Source organism: Neoactinobaculum massilliense, from assembly GCF_900604955.1.
In the GTDB taxonomy this organism is placed as follows: Bacteria; Actinomycetota; Actinomycetes; order Actinomycetales; family Actinomycetaceae; genus Neoactinobaculum; species Neoactinobaculum massilliense.
Map to the genome: position 1 here is coordinate 1,313,792 of NZ_UWPE01000001.1, position 17,222 is coordinate 1,331,013.

The 17,222-nt window shown below is 64.2% G+C and carries 13 protein-coding genes and 1 tRNA gene; 4 read left to right on the forward strand and 10 right to left on the reverse strand.

Annotated features, from left to right (window positions below; genetic code table 11):
• Nucleotides 1-86: 86 nt before the first annotated feature.
• The gene (locus tag EIH27_RS05690; protein WP_124039933.1) at nt 87-1,628 is read left to right on the forward strand and encodes an HD domain-containing protein; all 1,542 of its coding nucleotides are present in this window, start codon (nt 87-89) and stop codon (nt 1,626-1,628) included.
• 87 nt (nt 1,629-1,715) lie between these two features.
• On the opposite strand, the gene groL is transcribed toward EIH27_RS05690, so the two are convergent.
• The 4 genes from groL to EIH27_RS05710 form a co-directional block, all read right to left on the reverse strand.
• Nucleotides 1,716-3,338 carry a chaperonin GroEL gene (gene groL / locus EIH27_RS05695; protein WP_124039934.1) on the reverse strand — a complete coding sequence of 541 codons (1,623 nt, stop codon included), beginning with the start codon at nt 3,336-3,338 and terminating at the stop codon, nt 1,716-1,718.
• Nucleotides 3,339-3,654: 316 nt separating this feature from the next.
• Nucleotides 3,655-4,269, reverse strand: coding sequence for a LytR C-terminal domain-containing protein (locus tag EIH27_RS05700; protein WP_241152983.1), 615 nt, complete (start codon nt 4,267-4,269; stop codon nt 3,655-3,657).
• 9 nt (nt 4,270-4,278) lie between these two features.
• Nucleotides 4,279-4,557 carry a DUF3263 domain-containing protein gene (locus EIH27_RS05705; RefSeq protein WP_164461611.1) on the reverse strand — a complete coding sequence of 93 codons (279 nt, stop codon included), beginning with the start codon at nt 4,555-4,557 and terminating at the stop codon, nt 4,279-4,281.
• Nucleotides 4,558-4,588: 31 nt separating this feature from the next.
• Nucleotides 4,589-5,551 (reverse strand): nucleoside hydrolase, encoded by a 963-nt coding sequence (locus EIH27_RS05710; RefSeq protein WP_124039937.1) that lies wholly within the window; start codon nt 5,549-5,551, stop codon nt 4,589-4,591.
• A gap of 111 nt (nt 5,552-5,662) precedes the next feature.
• Here EIH27_RS05710 and EIH27_RS05715 point away from each other — a divergent pair, with 111 nt between their 5' ends.
• The gene (locus tag EIH27_RS05715; RefSeq protein ID WP_420892147.1) at nt 5,663-6,343 is read left to right on the forward strand and encodes a uracil-DNA glycosylase; all 681 of its coding nucleotides are present in this window, start codon (nt 5,663-5,665) and stop codon (nt 6,341-6,343) included.
• A 90-nt stretch (nt 6,344-6,433) separates the two neighbouring features.
• On the opposite strand, the gene EIH27_RS05720 is transcribed toward EIH27_RS05715, so the two are convergent.
• The 4 genes from EIH27_RS05720 to EIH27_RS05735 form a co-directional block, all read right to left on the reverse strand.
• Nucleotides 6,434-7,351 carry a VOC family protein gene (locus tag EIH27_RS05720; RefSeq protein ID WP_206424891.1) on the reverse strand — a complete coding sequence of 306 codons (918 nt, stop codon included), beginning with the start codon at nt 7,349-7,351 and terminating at the stop codon, nt 6,434-6,436.
• A gap of 175 nt (nt 7,352-7,526) precedes the next feature.
• Nucleotides 7,527-7,602, reverse strand: a tRNA-Thr gene (locus tag EIH27_RS05725).
• Nucleotides 7,603-7,645: 43 nt separating this feature from the next.
• Nucleotides 7,646-8,527, reverse strand: coding sequence for a DsbA family protein (locus EIH27_RS05730; RefSeq protein WP_124039939.1), 882 nt, complete (start codon nt 8,525-8,527; stop codon nt 7,646-7,648).
• Between the two features lie 167 nt (nt 8,528-8,694).
• Nucleotides 8,695-10,437: a serine/threonine protein kinase gene (locus tag EIH27_RS05735; protein WP_124039940.1), complete on the reverse strand. Its 1,743-nt coding sequence runs from the start codon at nt 10,435-10,437 to the stop codon at nt 8,695-8,697.
• A 301-nt stretch (nt 10,438-10,738) separates the two neighbouring features.
• On the opposite strand from EIH27_RS05735, the gene EIH27_RS05740 reads away from it, so the two are divergent.
• Both EIH27_RS05740 and EIH27_RS05745 read left to right on the forward strand, forming a co-directional pair.
• Nucleotides 10,739-11,878 (forward strand): ABC transporter ATP-binding protein, encoded by a 1,140-nt coding sequence (locus EIH27_RS05740; RefSeq protein ID WP_124039941.1) that lies wholly within the window; start codon nt 10,739-10,741, stop codon nt 11,876-11,878.
• The gene (locus EIH27_RS05745) at nt 11,878-13,155 is read left to right on the forward strand and encodes a DUF4032 domain-containing protein (protein ID WP_124039942.1); all 1,278 of its coding nucleotides are present in this window, start codon (nt 11,878-11,880) and stop codon (nt 13,153-13,155) included. The genes EIH27_RS05740 and EIH27_RS05745 overlap by 1 nt, the downstream gene beginning before the upstream one ends.
• A gap of 32 nt (nt 13,156-13,187) precedes the next feature.
• On the opposite strand, the gene recR is transcribed toward EIH27_RS05745, so the two are convergent.
• Together recR and EIH27_RS05755 are read right to left on the reverse strand one after the other, a co-directional pair.
• On the reverse strand, nt 13,188-13,886 hold the full coding sequence (gene recR, locus EIH27_RS05750; protein ID WP_124039943.1) for a recombination mediator RecR: 699 nt from the start codon (nt 13,884-13,886) through the stop codon (nt 13,188-13,190).
• Entirely contained in the window at nt 13,886-16,960 is a 3,075-nt protein-coding gene (locus tag EIH27_RS05755; RefSeq protein ID WP_124040181.1) for a DNA polymerase III subunit gamma and tau, read from the reverse strand. Before EIH27_RS05755 ends, recR begins: the two co-directional genes overlap by 1 nt.
• Nucleotides 16,961-17,222: the final 262 nt, after the last annotated feature.

The window sequence follows — 17,222 nt, forward strand, 5'->3', positions numbered from 1 at the left end:
ATTGTCAAGCCGGCGGCAGAGCAACACCACTCCACCACGGAATGTGCCGAGAGTAGCTAGACTCGTCGCGTTCTGAAAGGAGAGCGATGGCTGATCTGCCGGTGTGGCTGCGCAAGTCATACATCAGCGCGGTCCAGGAGGCCGGATGCCAGCTGCCACAGGAGCAGTTGAGCGTGGTTTATGACCGCCTGATTGCCCGCTGGAGTGCACCCGAGCGTGCGTTCCACGGGTTGCACCACCTCATCACGTGCCTCTCAAAGCTGGAGTCCTTCATGCCGGAGGTGCGTCATCCGGAGTTGGTCACGCTCGCCATGTGGTACCACGGGGTCGAATTCTCCACGGAACCGGAGGCCGCACTTTCGGGCCGCGGCGGTGAGGATGAGGGCGCCTCAGCCGGTTTCGCCCGGCGCGAACTCATTGGTCTGGGGGTGCCAGAGAATCGCGCCACAGCCGTATCTTCACTGATCCTTGGTATGCGCTACGCCATGGGATCAACCATGAAGCCGGGCGCATTCACGGTCGGTGCCGCCCCGGGGAGCGATCCCGCTACGCACCATCATCGCGACGCCGCGGGCGGGGATCTGCTGGGCGTTATTGCCCTTCGCGACGCCCACCTGGCCGTACTTGCCTCCACCCCGCAGGCCTACAAGAAATACACGGCGGAGATTCGTCAGGAGTACGCCGCCATTCCGCCCAGCGTATTCGTTCGCGCCCGCCTCCGTATTGTCGAGCGTTTCCTGGCACGCAAGCACCTTTTCGCGGGTCCGGGCACGAAACCGTGGGAGGACCGCGCACGCCAGAACCTCGAGGCCGAAGCACAGCGTTTGCGCCGCAGCATTTCGCGTATGGACGCTGAGGCCGCCACCCGCGTACCTTCCGCCGACGACGTCGCCGCGTCCACCCCGGGGCCCGATACTGCGACGGCGCCAAGTACCACGGTGGTGCCGCTCGCCCGCGTGCTACCCACACCGGTGGCTCATCCTGGAGTGCACGCAACGATATCCACGCCGAGCGGAACCCGCGTTCCCAAACGGGTATCCGCGTTCGCCACGCTTCGGCAGTCCGCGCCCGCACTGCCGGATCCCATGAATCCGCTCGAACGCGTCATGGCACGTGCCGCAGAAACCACTACCGGCATCACGCCCGTAGGCGTGAATACAGCAGGCGATACAGGTAACCGCACCGGCATTATCGCAGCGGGTGGCGATAACGTGGCGCAGACGGGCACGGAGCGCACCACGCTCGAGACGCCGGCGGACACTACTGCCGGGCGTTCCACCCTGGAAACCAGCGTGGACCAACTCTCAAACGAGAGGGCTCCGGTTCGCGCCACGACGTCGGCACCCGGGAGCTCCGTACCGGACACCGCACAGAGGTCGGCCGCGCGCCAGCACCGCAAAGAGGTGGCCACCCGCGCACTCGAAGCAATTGAGCGCCGCTCTAAGGCCGCCCGGGAGGCGCGCGAACAGCGGGACGCCGCAGAATGCAATGCGAACTCCCCGCTGGCAGATAAGCAGCGTACCCAGGAATTTCGCGCGGTCACCAGCGAGCTGATGCGAGAGATTGAGGAGGTGCGCCGCAGCCAGGATCCGACTACTCCCGCCGGCGAACAGACGGAGGGGCGCTAAGGCGCTTATTACCGCAGACAAAAGTGGAGGCCCGGCACACGTGCCGGGCCTCCACCTGTTACCTATCGCCGGAAACCAGCGTGGGCTTTAGTACATTCCAGCGCCCGCGGCGTCGGCGCCAGCGGCCGGTGCCGGCGGCTCAGGCTTGTCAGCCACAACAGCTTCGGTGGTGAGGAACAGGCCCGCGATGGACGCGGCGTTCTGGAGCGCCGAACGCGTCACCTTGACCGGGTCAATAACGCCGGCTTCCACCAGGTTCTCGTAGGTGTCCGTGGCGGCGTTGAAGCCCTCATTGTTCGGGAGCGTGCGCACCTTCTCCGCTACCACGCCGCCTTCGAGGCCGGCGTTGATGGCGATCTGCTTGAGCGGAGCCTCAATGGCCACCTTGACGATGTTCGCACCGACGGCCTCGTCACCCTCCAGGTGAAGGGTCGGGAAGGCACGCTCGCCGGCCTGGACCAGAGCCACGCCGCCACCGGCGACGATGCCCTCGGCCACGGCGGCCTGAGCGTTACGCACAGCATCTTCGATGCGGTGCTTGCGCTCCTTGAGCTCAACCTCGGTAGCAGCGCCCGCCTTGATGACGGCCACGCCGCCGGCCAACTTGGCCAGGCGCTCCTGCAGCTTCTCCGTGTCATATTCGGAGGTGGAGTTCTCAATCTGGCCGCGGATCTGCTTGACGCGAGCGTCGATTGCTTCCTGATCGCCGGAGCCATCCACGATGGTGGTGGAATCCTTGGTGATGGTCACGGAGCGGGCCTGGCCCAGCAGGTCCAGCGTGGTGTTCTCCAGCTTGAGGCCCACCGTGTCAGAAATAACCTGGCCACCGGTCAGGATGGCCATATCCTGCAGCATCTCCTTGCGGCGATCGCCGAAGCCCGGGGCCTTAACGGCGGCGGACTTGAACGTGCCACGGATCTTGTTGACAACCAGGGTGGCCAGCGGCTCACCCTCAACGTCCTCAGCCACGATGAGGAGCGGCTTGCCGGACTGCATAACCTTTTCCAGCACCGGGAGCAGATCCTTCACGTTGGAGATCTTGTGATCCACCAGGAGGATGTAGGGGTTATCGAGCACGGCCTCCTGACGGTCAGCATCCGTCACGAAGTAAGGAGAGAGGTAGCCCTTATCGAAGGACATGCCTTCGGTCAGCTCCAGCTCCAGCTCCAGACCGTTGGACTCCTCAACGGTGATGACGCCTTCCTTGCCGGCCTTGCTCATGGCCTCGGCAATCTTCTTGCCGATTTCCTCATCGCCCGCGGAAATGGCGGCGGCGGAAGCAATCTGCTCCTGGGTCTCCACCTCGGTGGCGCCCTTCAGCAGCTCATCCACAACGGCCTTCACAGCCTTATCGATGCCCTTCTTCACGCCCACCGGGTTCGCGCCGGCCGCCACGTTGCGGAGGCCTTCGTGAACCAGCGCCTGCGCCAGCACCGTAGCGGTGGTGGTGCCGTCACCGGCAACGTCGTCCGTCTTCTTGGCAACTTCCTTGACCAGTTCCGCACCGATACGCTCGTACGGATCCTCAAGGTCAATTTCCTTGGCGATGGACACGCCGTCATTAGTAATGGTGGGGGCGCCGTACTTCTTGTCCAGCACCACATTGCGGCCCTTGGGCCCCAGCGTCACCTTGACGGTGTTCGCCAGCTGGTTGAGGCCGCGCTCCATGGAGCGGCGCGCCTCCTCATCGAAAGCGATGGTCTTTGCCATTGCATCTCCTTAGCACTATTCCCGGCACGCGCCCGCGACGGCCGAACTGGTGGGTGACGATCCTGTTTCGCCACCCACCACCTCTCACGAGCCGGCAAGAATTATCACTCGAACCCTCCGAGTGCCAACTAAGATTCTGGCACTCGCAGCCAGAGAGTGCAAGCTCGAAATAGGCTGGGATCGCACGCATACTTTTCGGAAGATTCGCGCGCAATGACGCCATTTTCTACGTCCGCAAGTAATTCCGCCTTGAGCCGATTCCGCTCAACTTCTGCGCATTGGTGCACTCGCGCCGGCAGGCTGGACCGCCGGCAGGCTAGTGCGCCAGCACCACCACAATCTGGTCACCGCCGGTGGCCTGCGCGTTCTGACGGAAATCCGAGATCCCCAGCTGGCTACCAAGCGCCGTCACCGTGTCCGCATCCGTGGCAGCCGGATAGTAGATCTGCGACTGCGAGGGCCGCGCATACTTATAGGTGCCGATACTCACGTTGGTCCACCCGGCGTTCTGAAGCTGCCCCTGAATCTGCGCCGCGTAGCCGTTGATACCGGTGGCATTAAGAACCAGTACCGGCCGGCTCAGTACCGCCGCCGTAGACGGCGTGGCCGACGGGCTCTCCGTGGCGGGTGCAGCGGTTGTTTCCGTCGTGGGTGTGGTGGCCGGCTCCGTTGCTTGTTCCGTTGCCTGCTCCGCGGCCGGAGCCGTACTGGCCGCCGTTGCGCTCGGGAGTGTCGACGCCGTCCCGGTCGTATAGCGGTTCCCAACCGCCTGCACCGCACCCCACCCAATGAGGGGTGCAGCAATGAGGATTACCACCAGGGCAATCCACCAGGCCTTATTGGAGTGATGCTGCCGATGCGCACCAGCCACACCGGCACCGCGACGTTCATCCGCAAGGCGGTCAAATTCATCTTCGGGAAACTCGCTCACGCGCATACCCTATCCGTCCACGCGGCCGCCGCGCTCGCGCACGCGCCGATCTCTTAAACGTCGCAGCCGGCGGATAAGCTCCGGCTCCTCAAGCTCGGCCGCCGGTGCTTCGAGGAGACTCCGCAGCACCAGGTAGTAGTGCGTTGGTTTAAAACCGGCCGCTCGGATGGCCGCGGCTTTCGTGGAGTACCGCCCGGACCATTCTTTTTCGAGCTGCAGCACGGCCCGCTGCTCCCCGGTCAGCGCCGGCGCCATGCCTTTCCAGCGCGATGCGGCCCCAGAATCCATGCCGGTTCCTTCGTCCCGCTCCCCAAACTCTTTATCCACGGCTAATCACGCGCAGGGTGCGCTCCATAAACATGTCAATGAATTGGTCCACGCGGACGGTGCGTGCCACATTGACCACGCCGCCCAGACCCTCGCCAGGAGCAACCGCTCGCGTACGGCCCCGTTGTTCACCCTCGGTTTCGGCGGTTAGCGCTACCACCTCAGTCCCCACGAGGGCAGGTGTCAGGGCCACGGCAGCCGCCAGCGGGTCATGAAGGCCACACCCGCCTAATTTCGGCGAGTTCACCGCGTATGCGCCGATGTAGTGCAGCACCATATCCGCAAAGAAGCGCCCAGCCGCGGTGCCTGCGGCACGCCACCGTTCCGCCTGCTGGGCAGTGAGGACCGTTTGATGGGTGACATCCAGCCCCACCAGCGTGAGATCTGCTCCGCTGGCAAACACCTCCGCGGCGGCCTCCGGATCCTGGGAGATATTGGCTTCCGCCCATGGGGACACATTGCCCGGTACCGCATAGGCGCCACCCATGGCCACCACCCGTATCATGCCGGCTAGATCGGGATGCCGCCGCAGCACCGCGGCAAGGTTGGTGAATGTCCCGGTAGGAACGTAAACCAGCGGCACACCGGCAGCCGCATGCGCCCGAATTTCGCGCTCAATGAACGCAAGCCCATCGGCTTTCACCTCCCGCGAGGAGGCCGGGAGATCCGCATTCCCCACCCCATTTTCGCCATGAATGAACGCGGCCGATGAGGAAACCGTGAAGCTACTCCGCTCCTGCGGATGGGTAAGCCCATGGTAAACGGGCACGTCGCGAGCACCCAGGAGATCCAGCACCGCCAAGCTGTTGCGCGCACCCACCGCCTCGGTCACGTTTCCATAGGTGCTCACCACACCGATGAGCCGCCCTTCCGGCGCTCCAAGCGTGTACGCAATGGCCAGGGAATCATCGATTCCCGTGTCCACATCCAAAATGATGTCCACTCTCCCACCCATGCCCCAGAGTCTAGAGGCAGCCGCCGACAATCCGCGCCGGCTCCTCCGCGCCCATCATCTAGCCCAAGCGAGCTGGCAAGTTCACTCCCCCGCCCGTTTGCCGCAGCTAGGCTGGGTGGCGTGACTCCGCTCTCTGAACTGATTGATCCGGATTGGGCCGAGGCCCTCGCGCCCGTAGAACCCGTGATCCACCAAATGGGCGCCTTCCTGCGCGCCGAGGTGGATGCCGGCCGCGGGTACCAGCCCGCCGGCCGCAACGTGTTGCGCGCGTTCACCTATCCGCTGAAAAAGGTGCGCGTGCTCATCGTGGGCCAGGATCCCTACCCCACTCCCGGTCACCCCGTGGGGCTTTCCTTCTCCGTCGCTCCCACGGTGCGTCCAGTGCCGCGCTCACTACAGAACATTTTCCAGGAACTTCACGACGACGTCGGCGCGCCCGCCCCCAGTAGTGGAGACCTCACGCCGTGGTGCGACCGTGGGGTGATGCTGCTCAACAGAGTGCTCACCGTGCAACCCGGCAAGCCCGCGTCCCACCGCGGAAAGGGGTGGGAACAGGTGACGGATCGCGCCATTCACGTTCTGGCCGAACGCGATCAGCCACTGGTGGCCATTCTGTGGGGCCGTCAGGCGCAGGAGTTGCGCCGGCTTATGCCTAAGGTGCCCGCCATTGAGTCGGCGCACCCTTCTCCACTGTCCGCCTCGCGCGGCTTCTTCGGCTCCCGCCCGTTCAGCCGCGCCAATACGCTCTTGGAACAGCAGGGCTGCCAACCGATCGACTGGCAGCTCCCCTAGTGCCGCGGCCCGCAGGGCGCGCTTCGCAGGCCGGTTTCCTTGCGGCGGCTATGCCCCGGAGCAGGCCGCGCGCCAGCAGCGGCGTCGTACTTAAGCTGCGGGTACGAAACGCAGCGTATTCGCCCAGGGGTCGGCAACCGTGACGGTGGCGCCGTCGTCGGAGAGCAGTGCCTTTCCTGCCGCGTCACGGATACGCTCCGCTTCCGCACGGGTGGGCACCACCACGTCCACGCGTCCGAGTCCCAGCGACGGCACACGTAATCCGGCACCCGCCGTGCCCCACGTATTCATTGCCATGTGGTGGTGATAGCCGCCGGCGGATACAAACAGGGCCGAATGGCCCATCTGCATGGTTTGATCAAAGCCCAGCGTGTCCACGTAGAACGCCTTGGCCGTCGCTACGTCGCCCACTTGGAGATGCACGTGCCCCACCGTCGTGCTGTCAGGACGGCCGAGCGCCTCCTCGGAGAGGTGACGGTTGACGAACGCCTGCGGGTCCACATATTCCGTGCCCATGAGCACCTGGCCGTTACGCCACGTCCACTCCTCGCGCGGGCGATCCACGTACAGCTCCACGCCGTTACCTTCCGGATCATCCAAATAAAAGGCCTGGGACACGTAGTGATCGCCCGAACCCGTGTACAGCTGCGGCACGTAACGTGCGATCCGGACCACGGCAGCGGCCAGGTGCGCGGGAGACTGGAACAGGATGGCCGTGTGGAACAGGCCTGCGCTACCCTCCGGCCGCAGCGGGAGCGTACGGTCCTCGTGCAGCGCGACGATCGGAGCACCGCCGGCACGGCCCAGCATTACGCCGTCCGCATTATCGGCCAGGACATCCAGTCCCACCACCTTCGTGTAGAAGTTGCGCATGGTGTTGATGTTGCGCACATCCAGTGTGACGTAGCCCATGTGGGTGTCCGCGGCCATACGTTCCTCGGCCGGGCGGTGTACCGCCGGTCCATTCGACGTCGTTTGCGTCCCGCGGGTGTTTTCGTTCTGTTGCATGGTGGCAGCCATGTTGCTCCGTTCGGGTTAATTAAAGATTCAAGAGCATAAACGGTGAATGAGCCCCGCTATTCCCGGACGCGTACGGCTCACAGCCACGGGCCGCCATCCGCGTGAGTTACGGCGAGAAACCCGATATGTGCGGGGAGCACAAAGCCCCGACGCCGGGGCTACTTGGAGCCGCCTACAGGGTTCGAACCTGCGACCTGCTGTTTACAAGACAGCCGCTCTACCAACTGAGCTAAGGCGGCGGACCGGCTCATTCTACGGGCCGGTGGAAGATGAAACAAATACCTACTTGGCCATTGCTTGATTAATCGCCGTCAGCAGCACGCCACCCGGCCAATTGCTCAGCTGCTGCTCATTAATAAGCACGGTGGGAGTGCCGGTGAAGCCGTCCGCCTGGAACTGCTTGCCCTGAGCGGTGAGGAAACTGGCATAGGCATCATCATCCAGCGCCTTCTGCAACGCGCTGGTGTCCTTGACACCCACTTCCTTCGCCACACGGGTGAGCTCGGAATTCTCCGGCGTGGTACTGGGCTCACCATTTTCAAACATGGGCCACATAACCTCGGAGAACATCTGATTGTGGAACTTGAGGAACAGATCCGGCTGGTTCTCAGCCATCCAGTACTCCGCCTGCGCGGCCTTCGAGGAGAACTCATCCTGGAAAATCCGGACGGGCGCGTAGGTGAGCGTGATCTTGCCTTCCTTAGCGAGCTCCGTCAGCTGATCCGCGTACTGGTGCTCCAACTGGTTGCAGTAGATGCACATGAAGTCGTAGTAAACCGTCACGTTTGGTACGCCCTCATTGGAGGTGCCGGCCTTAAGGCTGGAACCCACGGGGATGCCGCCGTACTGATCCGTATTCTGAGGAAGATTAGCGAGGTTATCGGTGCCGCGCTTCGTGGCGGTGAGTTGCGGATCCCCGCTCGCTGACTGCGACGTGGTACTGCCCTGCGAAGCTGACTGCTTGCTGCCCTCACTCACGATGTACCAAACGAGGCCGCCAACGAGCGCCACCACCACAATGCCCACAATCCAGCTGATGATGATGTTCCGTCGCTTGCGCGCCGCCTCCTCAGCAGCCATGCGTTTGGCTACCTCGCGGGCACGCGCACGCCGCTGCTCCTTAGTGAGCCCGGCGCCATTTCCCGGATTCTGCTTCCCTGACATGTATGCCCTTTCGCTGCGCACTTCTACGTCTCAATGATGCCGGAATTAGTTCACGGCGTAAAAGTCTCTGGCGCAACGCTACCGCACGGGTAGAACAGTTCACCTCCCGCCCATCGCGAACAAGCCGGGATTAGGACCGCCCTAGCGTGCCCTGGGAAGGAGTGGCCCTACCCGGGGAACCAGCCGGGCACAGGGAACGGCGCCCACGCCACGCTTGTTGCCTCCAGCGCTGCACCCACGCACCCCACCGCCAATGCCGCAAGCACCAGGCACCAGAACACCCGGAAACCCGTGGATGGCGCGACCAGTTCCCCCACCTCGCGAGCGCCCCGACGCACACGGGCACCACCGGGGAGGAACCAGGCGACCAGTAGCATCACCGCGGCACTCACCGCCATGACCGTAGATACGGGAGGAACCGGACTGGTCCGAAAGGCCACGTACATGGTGAGGAGTCCCGCTGCCCCTCCAACACCGAGCAATACGGCCGCCACCACCGCCGAGCTGAGGAGCCCCCACACGAAGGAGAACACCGCACTTACATGTTCGCCGCGAAAGTGCCCACCGTGTTCCCATCGACGCCGCCGCAGCACACTCGCGGTTCTGCCCACTCCACCCAGCACGGTGAGGACGACGCCGAGGACCGTCGTCATGGGACCGGGCTGGTGCATCATGGTGGCGCCTACGGCCACACCGGCCAAGAGAACGCCCAGGCGGACCGGCCGCGGCGGGCGCGCCCAATCGGGCACGACCGCCGCGGAATAGGCGTACGGCTGTGGAACCACGTACTGTGGTGCTGGCGGTTGCGGGGCGGGGGGCCTCACGGCCGCCCGCCCCGGGTATGGCGCAGGGGCTGCGGAAACCGGTGGGACCAGTCTGGCTGTAGGCACGTTTCCGGCCGCCGCCTCACCTGCAGGCACGTTGCCCACCGCGCCGGGCGCTCGATTGAGCACCTGCGTCGGCGCGGGTGCCTCATTCGCATCCGGATTGCCGAGCACCCGTGTTGCTGTTTCCATATCGGCCGGGCCAGCTTCATCCGCCCATCCCAACTGTGGGAGCGGGTACCTCACCGTGGGAGCCGGCACGTCCTGGATTGCGACCGGCTGCGTCGCATCTCCCGGTCCCGGTTCCCCGGCGGCAATGCGCTCCTCAAGCGTGGCAAAACTCAGCCTGCCCTCCAGTTCCGGAGCTAACGCGGTGCCGAGCGCACGCGCCAGCCATACGGGTAGCCCGGTGAGGTCGGCGTCGCCGTCGAGCACCCGGCGCATCACCACCGGCACACTTCCCTCCCCAAACGGATGCCGCCCCGTCGCCGCGAAGGCCAGTACAGCCGCAAGCGCCCACCAGTCCGCCGCCTCATCGGGGGCGGCGCCGCGGAGCACGCGCGGATCCAGGTAGCCGGGCGTGTGGGTGACGGCGCCCACCTGCGTAAGCCGCGCATCCGCCTGCCCCTGCGCAATACCAAAATCAATGAGCACCGGCCCCTGAGCAGCCAGCATGACGTTGGAGGGCTTGAGATCACGATGCAGCACACCCACGTGGTGCACGGAGCTAAGCGCCGCCCGCAGCCCGGCAGCCAGCTCAGCCAGTTCGCCCGGCTCATACGGACCACCCTGTGCCACATCCTCAGCCAGGGTGGGCCCATCAATCAGTTCCGTGACAATAAATGGTTCTGGACCGTCCACCTCGGCGTCGAGCACCTCCGCCACGAATGGTCCACGCACTCGCTGCAGCACGCGAATCTCTCGCTCTACCCGCTCGCGCCCACCTGCCTCCCGCAGCCGATCCGGACGCAGTAGCTTGAGCGCGACTCGGCGCCCGCCGCCGTCCTCAGCTTCCCACACGGTCGACATGCCGCCGTAGCCGAGCTGGCGCAGCAGGTGGTAGCCGCCAACGTCACGTGAGCTCATAGGGCTACCGTAATCTACCTATCCGACACCAACACGCCCGATCGGTCCATGCGCTCCGCATCGCCCCAATCACCCGTCCGTATGTGCACCCGAACAACCGCGCCCCGCCCGCGTCCTCGACCCGGCGCGTTACGCCACCCACCGGCGTCGTACGCCCCACAAAAGTCCTTGTTGCCCCGCCCCAACCGTGCGATACTCGATTTGTGCGCGAAAATCGCGCCTGTGTCAGAGTCGACACCAACACTCAGACACCTTTCACTCGGATCGTCCGGCACGTACCTGCCGGTGAAGGGAAGTTCCCATGGCAACCGTAAAATTCGAGAATGCTACCCGCATTTACCCCGGCTCCGATACGCCGGCTGTAGACAAGCTAAACCTCAATGTAGAGGACGGCGAATTCCTGGTGCTGGTAGGCCCCTCCGGCTGCGGAAAGTCCACCTCGCTGCGCATGCTCGCCGGCCTGGAGGATGTGAATTCCGGACGCGTATATATCGGTGACCGCGATGTCACGGATGTGCCGCCGAAGGATCGCGATATTGCGATGGTATTCCAGAATTACGCGCTCTACCCGCACATGACGGTGGCGCAGAATATGGGCTTCGCGCTGAAAATTGCCGGCGTGCCCAAGCAGAAGATTCGTGAACGCGTAGAGAACGCCGCCCGCATCCTGGACCTCACCGAGTACCTGGATCGCAAGCCCAAGGCACTCTCCGGCGGCCAGCGTCAGCGTGTGGCCATGGGCCGCGCCATTGTCCGCGAACCGCAGGTATTCCTCATGGATGAACCGCTCTCGAACCTGGACGCCAAGCTCCGCGTCCAAACCCGTACCCAGATCGCCTCGCTGCAGCGCAGCCTGGGCATCACCACCCTGTACGTGACCCACGATCAGACGGAGGCCCTCACCATGGGTGACCGTATCGCGGTGATCAATAAGGGCATCCTGCAGCAGGTGGGCACGCCGGAAGAAATGTATAAGCGGCCCGCCAACGCGTTCGTCGCCGGATTTATCGGATCCCCAGCCATGAACCTGGGCGTGTTCCACGCCAGCGGAGACGGCTACGTCACCCACGGCGAGGCCCGGATGCGCGTACCGGAATCGGTGCTGGCGCAACTCACCCCGGCGGATAACGGCCGCGTCATTGTGGGCGTGCGTCCCGAATCCCTCCGCTGGGTGCCGGGCGCGGATGCCACGGAGCACAGCGTGCCGGTCAAGGTCACCTACGTGGAGTCCCTTGGCAGCGACGCCTACGTGTACGGCACCATCGTCGGCTCCGAAAACGAGGAGGAGAAGTTCGGCAGCGGCGACGGGTCCGACCAGATCACCATCCGCATCGAGCCCCACACCCTCCCCAAGGTGGGTGAGACCATCCATGTGGCACCGCGCGAGGATGAGCTTCACGTCTTCTCCGGCGCCACCGGCGAACGCCTCGAAGCCAAGTAATGCCTCCTCAGGGCAGCCAACTCCATATTCTGGCTGCGGACGCCAACCCGGCGCTCCTCGATCTGCTCTGGTCACAGCCACTCGACCGGTGGCCAGAGCAGATTGTGGCCGCACTCCCCCGCGGCATATCGCGGCACGTGGTCCGCTTCGTATACCTCGAAGACAAAATGCTCGCCGTCAAAGAGATCGGCGAGGATGTGGCCTTCCACGAGTATGAGGCGCTCCGGGAGCTGGTACGCCTGGGCGCCCCCGTGGTAACGCCACTGGCCGTGGTGACGGGCCGGCAGACCGCGAACGGTGAGCGGCTCAATGCGGCCCTCGTGACCCGTCACCTGCCGTTCTCCCTCCCCTATCGAAGCCTGTTTGGCCACCGCCAGCGCGCCGAAACCGTCACGCGTCTCATTAATGCGCTGGACGTGCTCATGGTGCGTTTGCACCTGCTGGGCTTTTACTGGGGTGATGTCTCGCTCTCCAACACGCTATTTCGGCGTGATGCGGGGAGTTTCGCCGCCTACCTGGTGGACGCTGAAACCGGCGAAATGCATCCGGATCTCCCGGAAAAGCTGCGCGAATATGACATGGATGTGGCCCGCACAAATATTATCGGCGAGCTCATGGACCTCCAGGCCGGCGAGGAGCTTGCACCGGAGGTGGATGCGGTAGCCATCGGGGACGCGTTCGTGGCCCGCTACCGCCGCCTCTGGGAGGAGCTCACCGAGAAGACCGAATTCCAGGTAGATGAGAAGTGGAAGGTAACCGAGCGTATCCATCGCCTCAATTCCCTTGGGTTCGACGTCGATGAGATGTCCCTTTCCACCGGGAGGGACGGCACCCGCGTATTCATCCAGCCCAAGGTGGTGGAACCCGGCCACTATCGCCGCCGGATCATGCGCCTCACGGGCATAGATGTGGAGGAGAATCAGGCGCGCCGCATGGTCAACGACATGGAGCAGTACCGGATGGATTCCGGGCACCCCACCATGCCGGAGTCCGTGTCCGCCCACGAGTGGTTAACCAACGTGTTCGAGCCGACCGTCAATGCGATTCCCCGGGAGCTGCGCGGAAAGTTACAGCCCGCCGAGTTGTTCCACGAGGTGCTGGAGCATCGCTGGTTCATTTCTCAGCACCAGCATCGCGATGTTCCCCAGCGGGAGGCCGTGGCGAGTTTCGTGGACAATGTGTTGCGCCACCGCCGCGATGAGGTGAGTTTCGTGGGCGAGGCGCCCCGCAGCCTATCCGAGAACCCCGGCGCCGTGACGGGAGACACCGCCTACTAGCGCGGGGCGCGTGCCCGCTGTGAGCGCCACCTTTACTGGTCCGACGGCGTAGTCCCCGCCTCCTGTGTCGGTACCGCGCCTGACGGCGTCGCGTTTCCGCCCTCCCGCGGGGTATCGACGTTGCCTTCTGAAATGCGCGTCCGACCCTCAAAAGCGCGGGAGAGCGTTACTTCATCAGCATATTCGAGGTCCCCGCCGACGGGAAGTCCGGACGCCAGCCGGGACACACGGACGCCAATGGGAACGAGGAGCCGAATCAGGTAGGCAGCCGTCGCTTCACCCTCAATATTGGGGTCCGTGGCCAGGATGACTTCTTTGACCGCACCGTCTTGAAGCCGCTGCAGCAGCTCGCGGATGCGGAGGTCATCCGGCCCCACCCCGCCGATCGGGTTGATGGCGCCACCCAGCACATGGTATTTCCCGCGGAATTCATGAGTGCGTTCGATGGCTACGATGTCCTTGGCCTCTTCCACCACGCAAATCACGGTGTCCGAGCGCCGTGCATCCGAGCAGATGGCACACACCTCGTTCTCCGTCACATTGCCGCATATACGGCAAAAACGAACGGTTTCCTTCACCGTGGTGAGCGCATCCGTGAGCGCGGTGACGTCCGCGGGATCCTCGGACAGGATGTAGAACGCAATGCGCTGGGCGGACTTCGGCCCAATTCCGGGGAGCCTTCCCAGCTCGTCGATGAGATTTTGGACGGCGCCGTCGTATACTCCCGCCATTAGTTACCCTCCTGCCGTTCGTTTTCTTCGATTACGGTGCCGTGCAATTTTTCCACTACCACGTCCACGCCGATGCCGCCCGATTCTTCGATGGTGGGGTCCTCGGCCGTGACCTGCTCCTCCTCGTGGGCGAAATCTTCCTCCGTGGGCGGCTCCTCGGGTATGTAATCCGCGTCTACCGGCACGTCGATGCCGTGGTCGCGTAACCGCGCAGCGAAATCGGTGGTGTGGACGGTTGCCTGCTGCTCAGGCCGAGGCCGGTGCGGAATATGGATCGGGGTAAAACCGTCCGGCCGCGGTGGCATCGGAAGCTGCCGCGCAAAGAACGTATCGTCCGACGACGTCGCCCCGCCCATTCCTTCGCTTACGGCGCCCTCGGGTCCGGTCTGATCCACGGCGGGACGTTCTATCACCTCGGATGTCTGGGCTGCCGGTTCGGCGGCGTTTGGCGTGCGCACATGTGGTGCTGGCGCTACAGGCGTGCTTACTGCCTTGCCCGCCGGTTTCGCAGTACCAGACGTGTGTGCTACGCCGATTGTTTCCGTGACACCGCGCGTATTTGCCGCCTGTGCCTGCGACGCCACGGTATCCGACTCGCGTCCCGGAGCCTCGTCGCCGCCACGGCCGATGGCCGCGGTATTCGTAGTATCCGGAATGCCCTCTTCTTCACGCGCGGGGCCCACCTTTGCTTCGGAACCTGATGCGCCGGCGGCATCGCTCACGGTTCGCCCGCCGGATGGCCGACCATCCACATCGTTTTCACGCGGTCCGCTTACACCGCGTGAGGGCACGTCACCTGCACGCACAGCTTCTACCGTGAACGCTTGGCCGGTAACGTCCCGGATGCGGGCCTCCACGCGTCCGCGCATACTCGGCTGTTTCATGGCGTTAAATGCGCCAGATTCTTCCGGGAAGGCAAGCGTAATGAGATGGTCATGGACGTCCACCGGCCTCACGCCATTCAGTACGCCTCGCAGCAGCGCGTTGGACGGCACCGTATCCCAAATAGCTTGAATCTTGCGCAGCGCATGCTCACCGTCCGTCGGTTCGTTACCGGCAGCCACCTGCTGCGCAGAGTCACCGGATGCTGGCACTGTTCGTGACCGATCGGTACCCGTTGCCCCAGCAGCAATCTGCGGCTGCTCATCCGCGCTGGTAGTCAAAGTCAAGTTCGCGGTGGAGTACTCCGCGCGTTGGGCCTGCTGCGGCGCGGGTGCGCTCTGAATAGAATCCGCTGCTGACCCCGTCATCGTCGGCCGTCCAGATGCGTCACCTGTGCTCACCGTCTGCGTATTCGCCGAACGCGAGCCGCCGTGCGTAAAGGAGCGCGATCCCTCGGCATTCCCCGAGGCACTCTCCCCGTGCACATCATCCGCGATCCGCGGCGCACCTACGGCCGGTCCGCGGCGCACCTGTGCTACAGCCGGCTGATCGGCCGCAGCAGCCTGCCTGGTAGTCGTTTGCGACAGCGATGATTGGGGCGATTGGCCGGTACCGGGTTGACCCGCCATTGGTTGGCGTGCGGTGGACTGACCGGCAAACGGCTGCCCGGCCACGGCCTCAGATGGTTGCTCAGCCGAGAACTGTTCTGCGGACAACTGGCCCGCCGCCGCGCGGTTTGGTGTTGCCCGCGGCGCCACGTCGGCCTGCCTGGTGACCGGTTGCCCACCGGCCTTCGGCTCGGCCGTATCGGACCCCGCAACCGTCGCGGTGCGCCCCGCACCGGTGCCGCTCGGGCTCGCCTGCACCGTCGGCGGGACAGATCGCGCGCTATTCCCTGCGCCCGTCCCCATCGCCTGCTGAGCAGCATGACGCCGAGCTGCCTCGTCACCCTCTATCCGACGCGCGGCCGCCGGCCGTGGCGGCCGCTCCGCCCGGGAGGCCGGAATCTGCTGTGACCGTTCGCCCCCGTGCCCGTCCGCCCCACCGCGGCCGGGCACCGACGTCGTACCACTACCTACCGACGTACCGCCGTGCTCAAAACCAGGAAGCAGTAGTCGCGCGCACAGTAGTTCCAGCTGTAAACGAGGAGAAGTGGCGCCCACCATATTATTGAGCGCCTCATTAGCCAGATTCGCCGAATAGTTGGCTCGCTCGGCCCCCAGCGCGGCCGCCTGCTCCCGCATCCGCGCCACATGATCCGCTGGATACCCCGCGAAGGCGTCTGCCGCCGCCTCACCGGCAAGTGCAATGAGCACAAGGTCACGCATCCGCTGAAGCAGATCCTCCACGAACCGCCGCGGATCATGCCCGGATTGCACCACCGATTCCACAACGCCAAACAGGCTGGCGCCGTTCTCCTGGCTAATCGCATCAATCGTGGCATCGAGGAGGGCCGTGTCCGTGTAGCCGAGAAGGGCGACTGCCGCACCGTACTGCAACGTGCTGCCTTCGCTCCCGCCCATCAACTGATCCAGAACCGACAGTGAATCACGTACGCTCCCCCCACCGGCCCGCACCACCAGATCCAGTACGCCCGGCTCCACATCTACGCCCTCATGCGCACAAATACTCGCCAGATAGCTTCCCATGGTGGCCGGCGGAACCAGACGGAACGGGTAGTGATGCGTACGGGAGCGGATCGTGCCAATCACTTTATCCGGCTCCGTCGTGGCGAAAATAAACTTCACGTGCTCCGGCGGTTCTTCAACGAGCTTGAGCAGCGCATTAAAGCCCTGGTTGGAAACCATGTGGGCTTCGTCAATAATGAAAATCTTGTAGCGATCACGCGCCGGCGCAAACGCCGCTCTCTCTACCAGATCACGCGCATCATCCACCCCGCCGTGAGATGCCGCATCCATTTCCACCACGTCGATCGAACCCGGGCCGCCATTGGCTAGCTCCCGGCAGGAATCGCATTCGCCGCACGGCGTATCCGTAGGCCCCTTCGCACAGTTCAAGCACCGCGCCAAAATCCGTGCCGATGTGGTCTTTCCACATCCGCGAGGACCCGAAAACAGATAGGCATGCACCGTCCGGTCATTCCGCAGCGCGGCCATCAGTGGTCGCGTCACCTGCTCCTGTCCGATGACGTCTTGGAAACGTTCCGGGCGATACCGCCGATACAATGCCATGCTCACCCGGACAGTCTACGATGTACCTCCCACACGTTTTCTTCTTGTGGATGAACATCGCGTTAGTTCGCGTGTTTGGTGTGGTGTTGTGTCTGGTGCTTGTTATTGCCCACGCGTGGGTGTTTGTTGTTGGGGTCCGTGGTTGTTGCCCCCGCCCTGGTTTCCATGCGTGGAGGGTGGTCCTGGTTCCTGGTTTCCGTGCCCTTGGGCTCGTGGGTCTTGTGTCTACGGTCTTGTCTACCGGATGCCCCGCCCCTTTTGG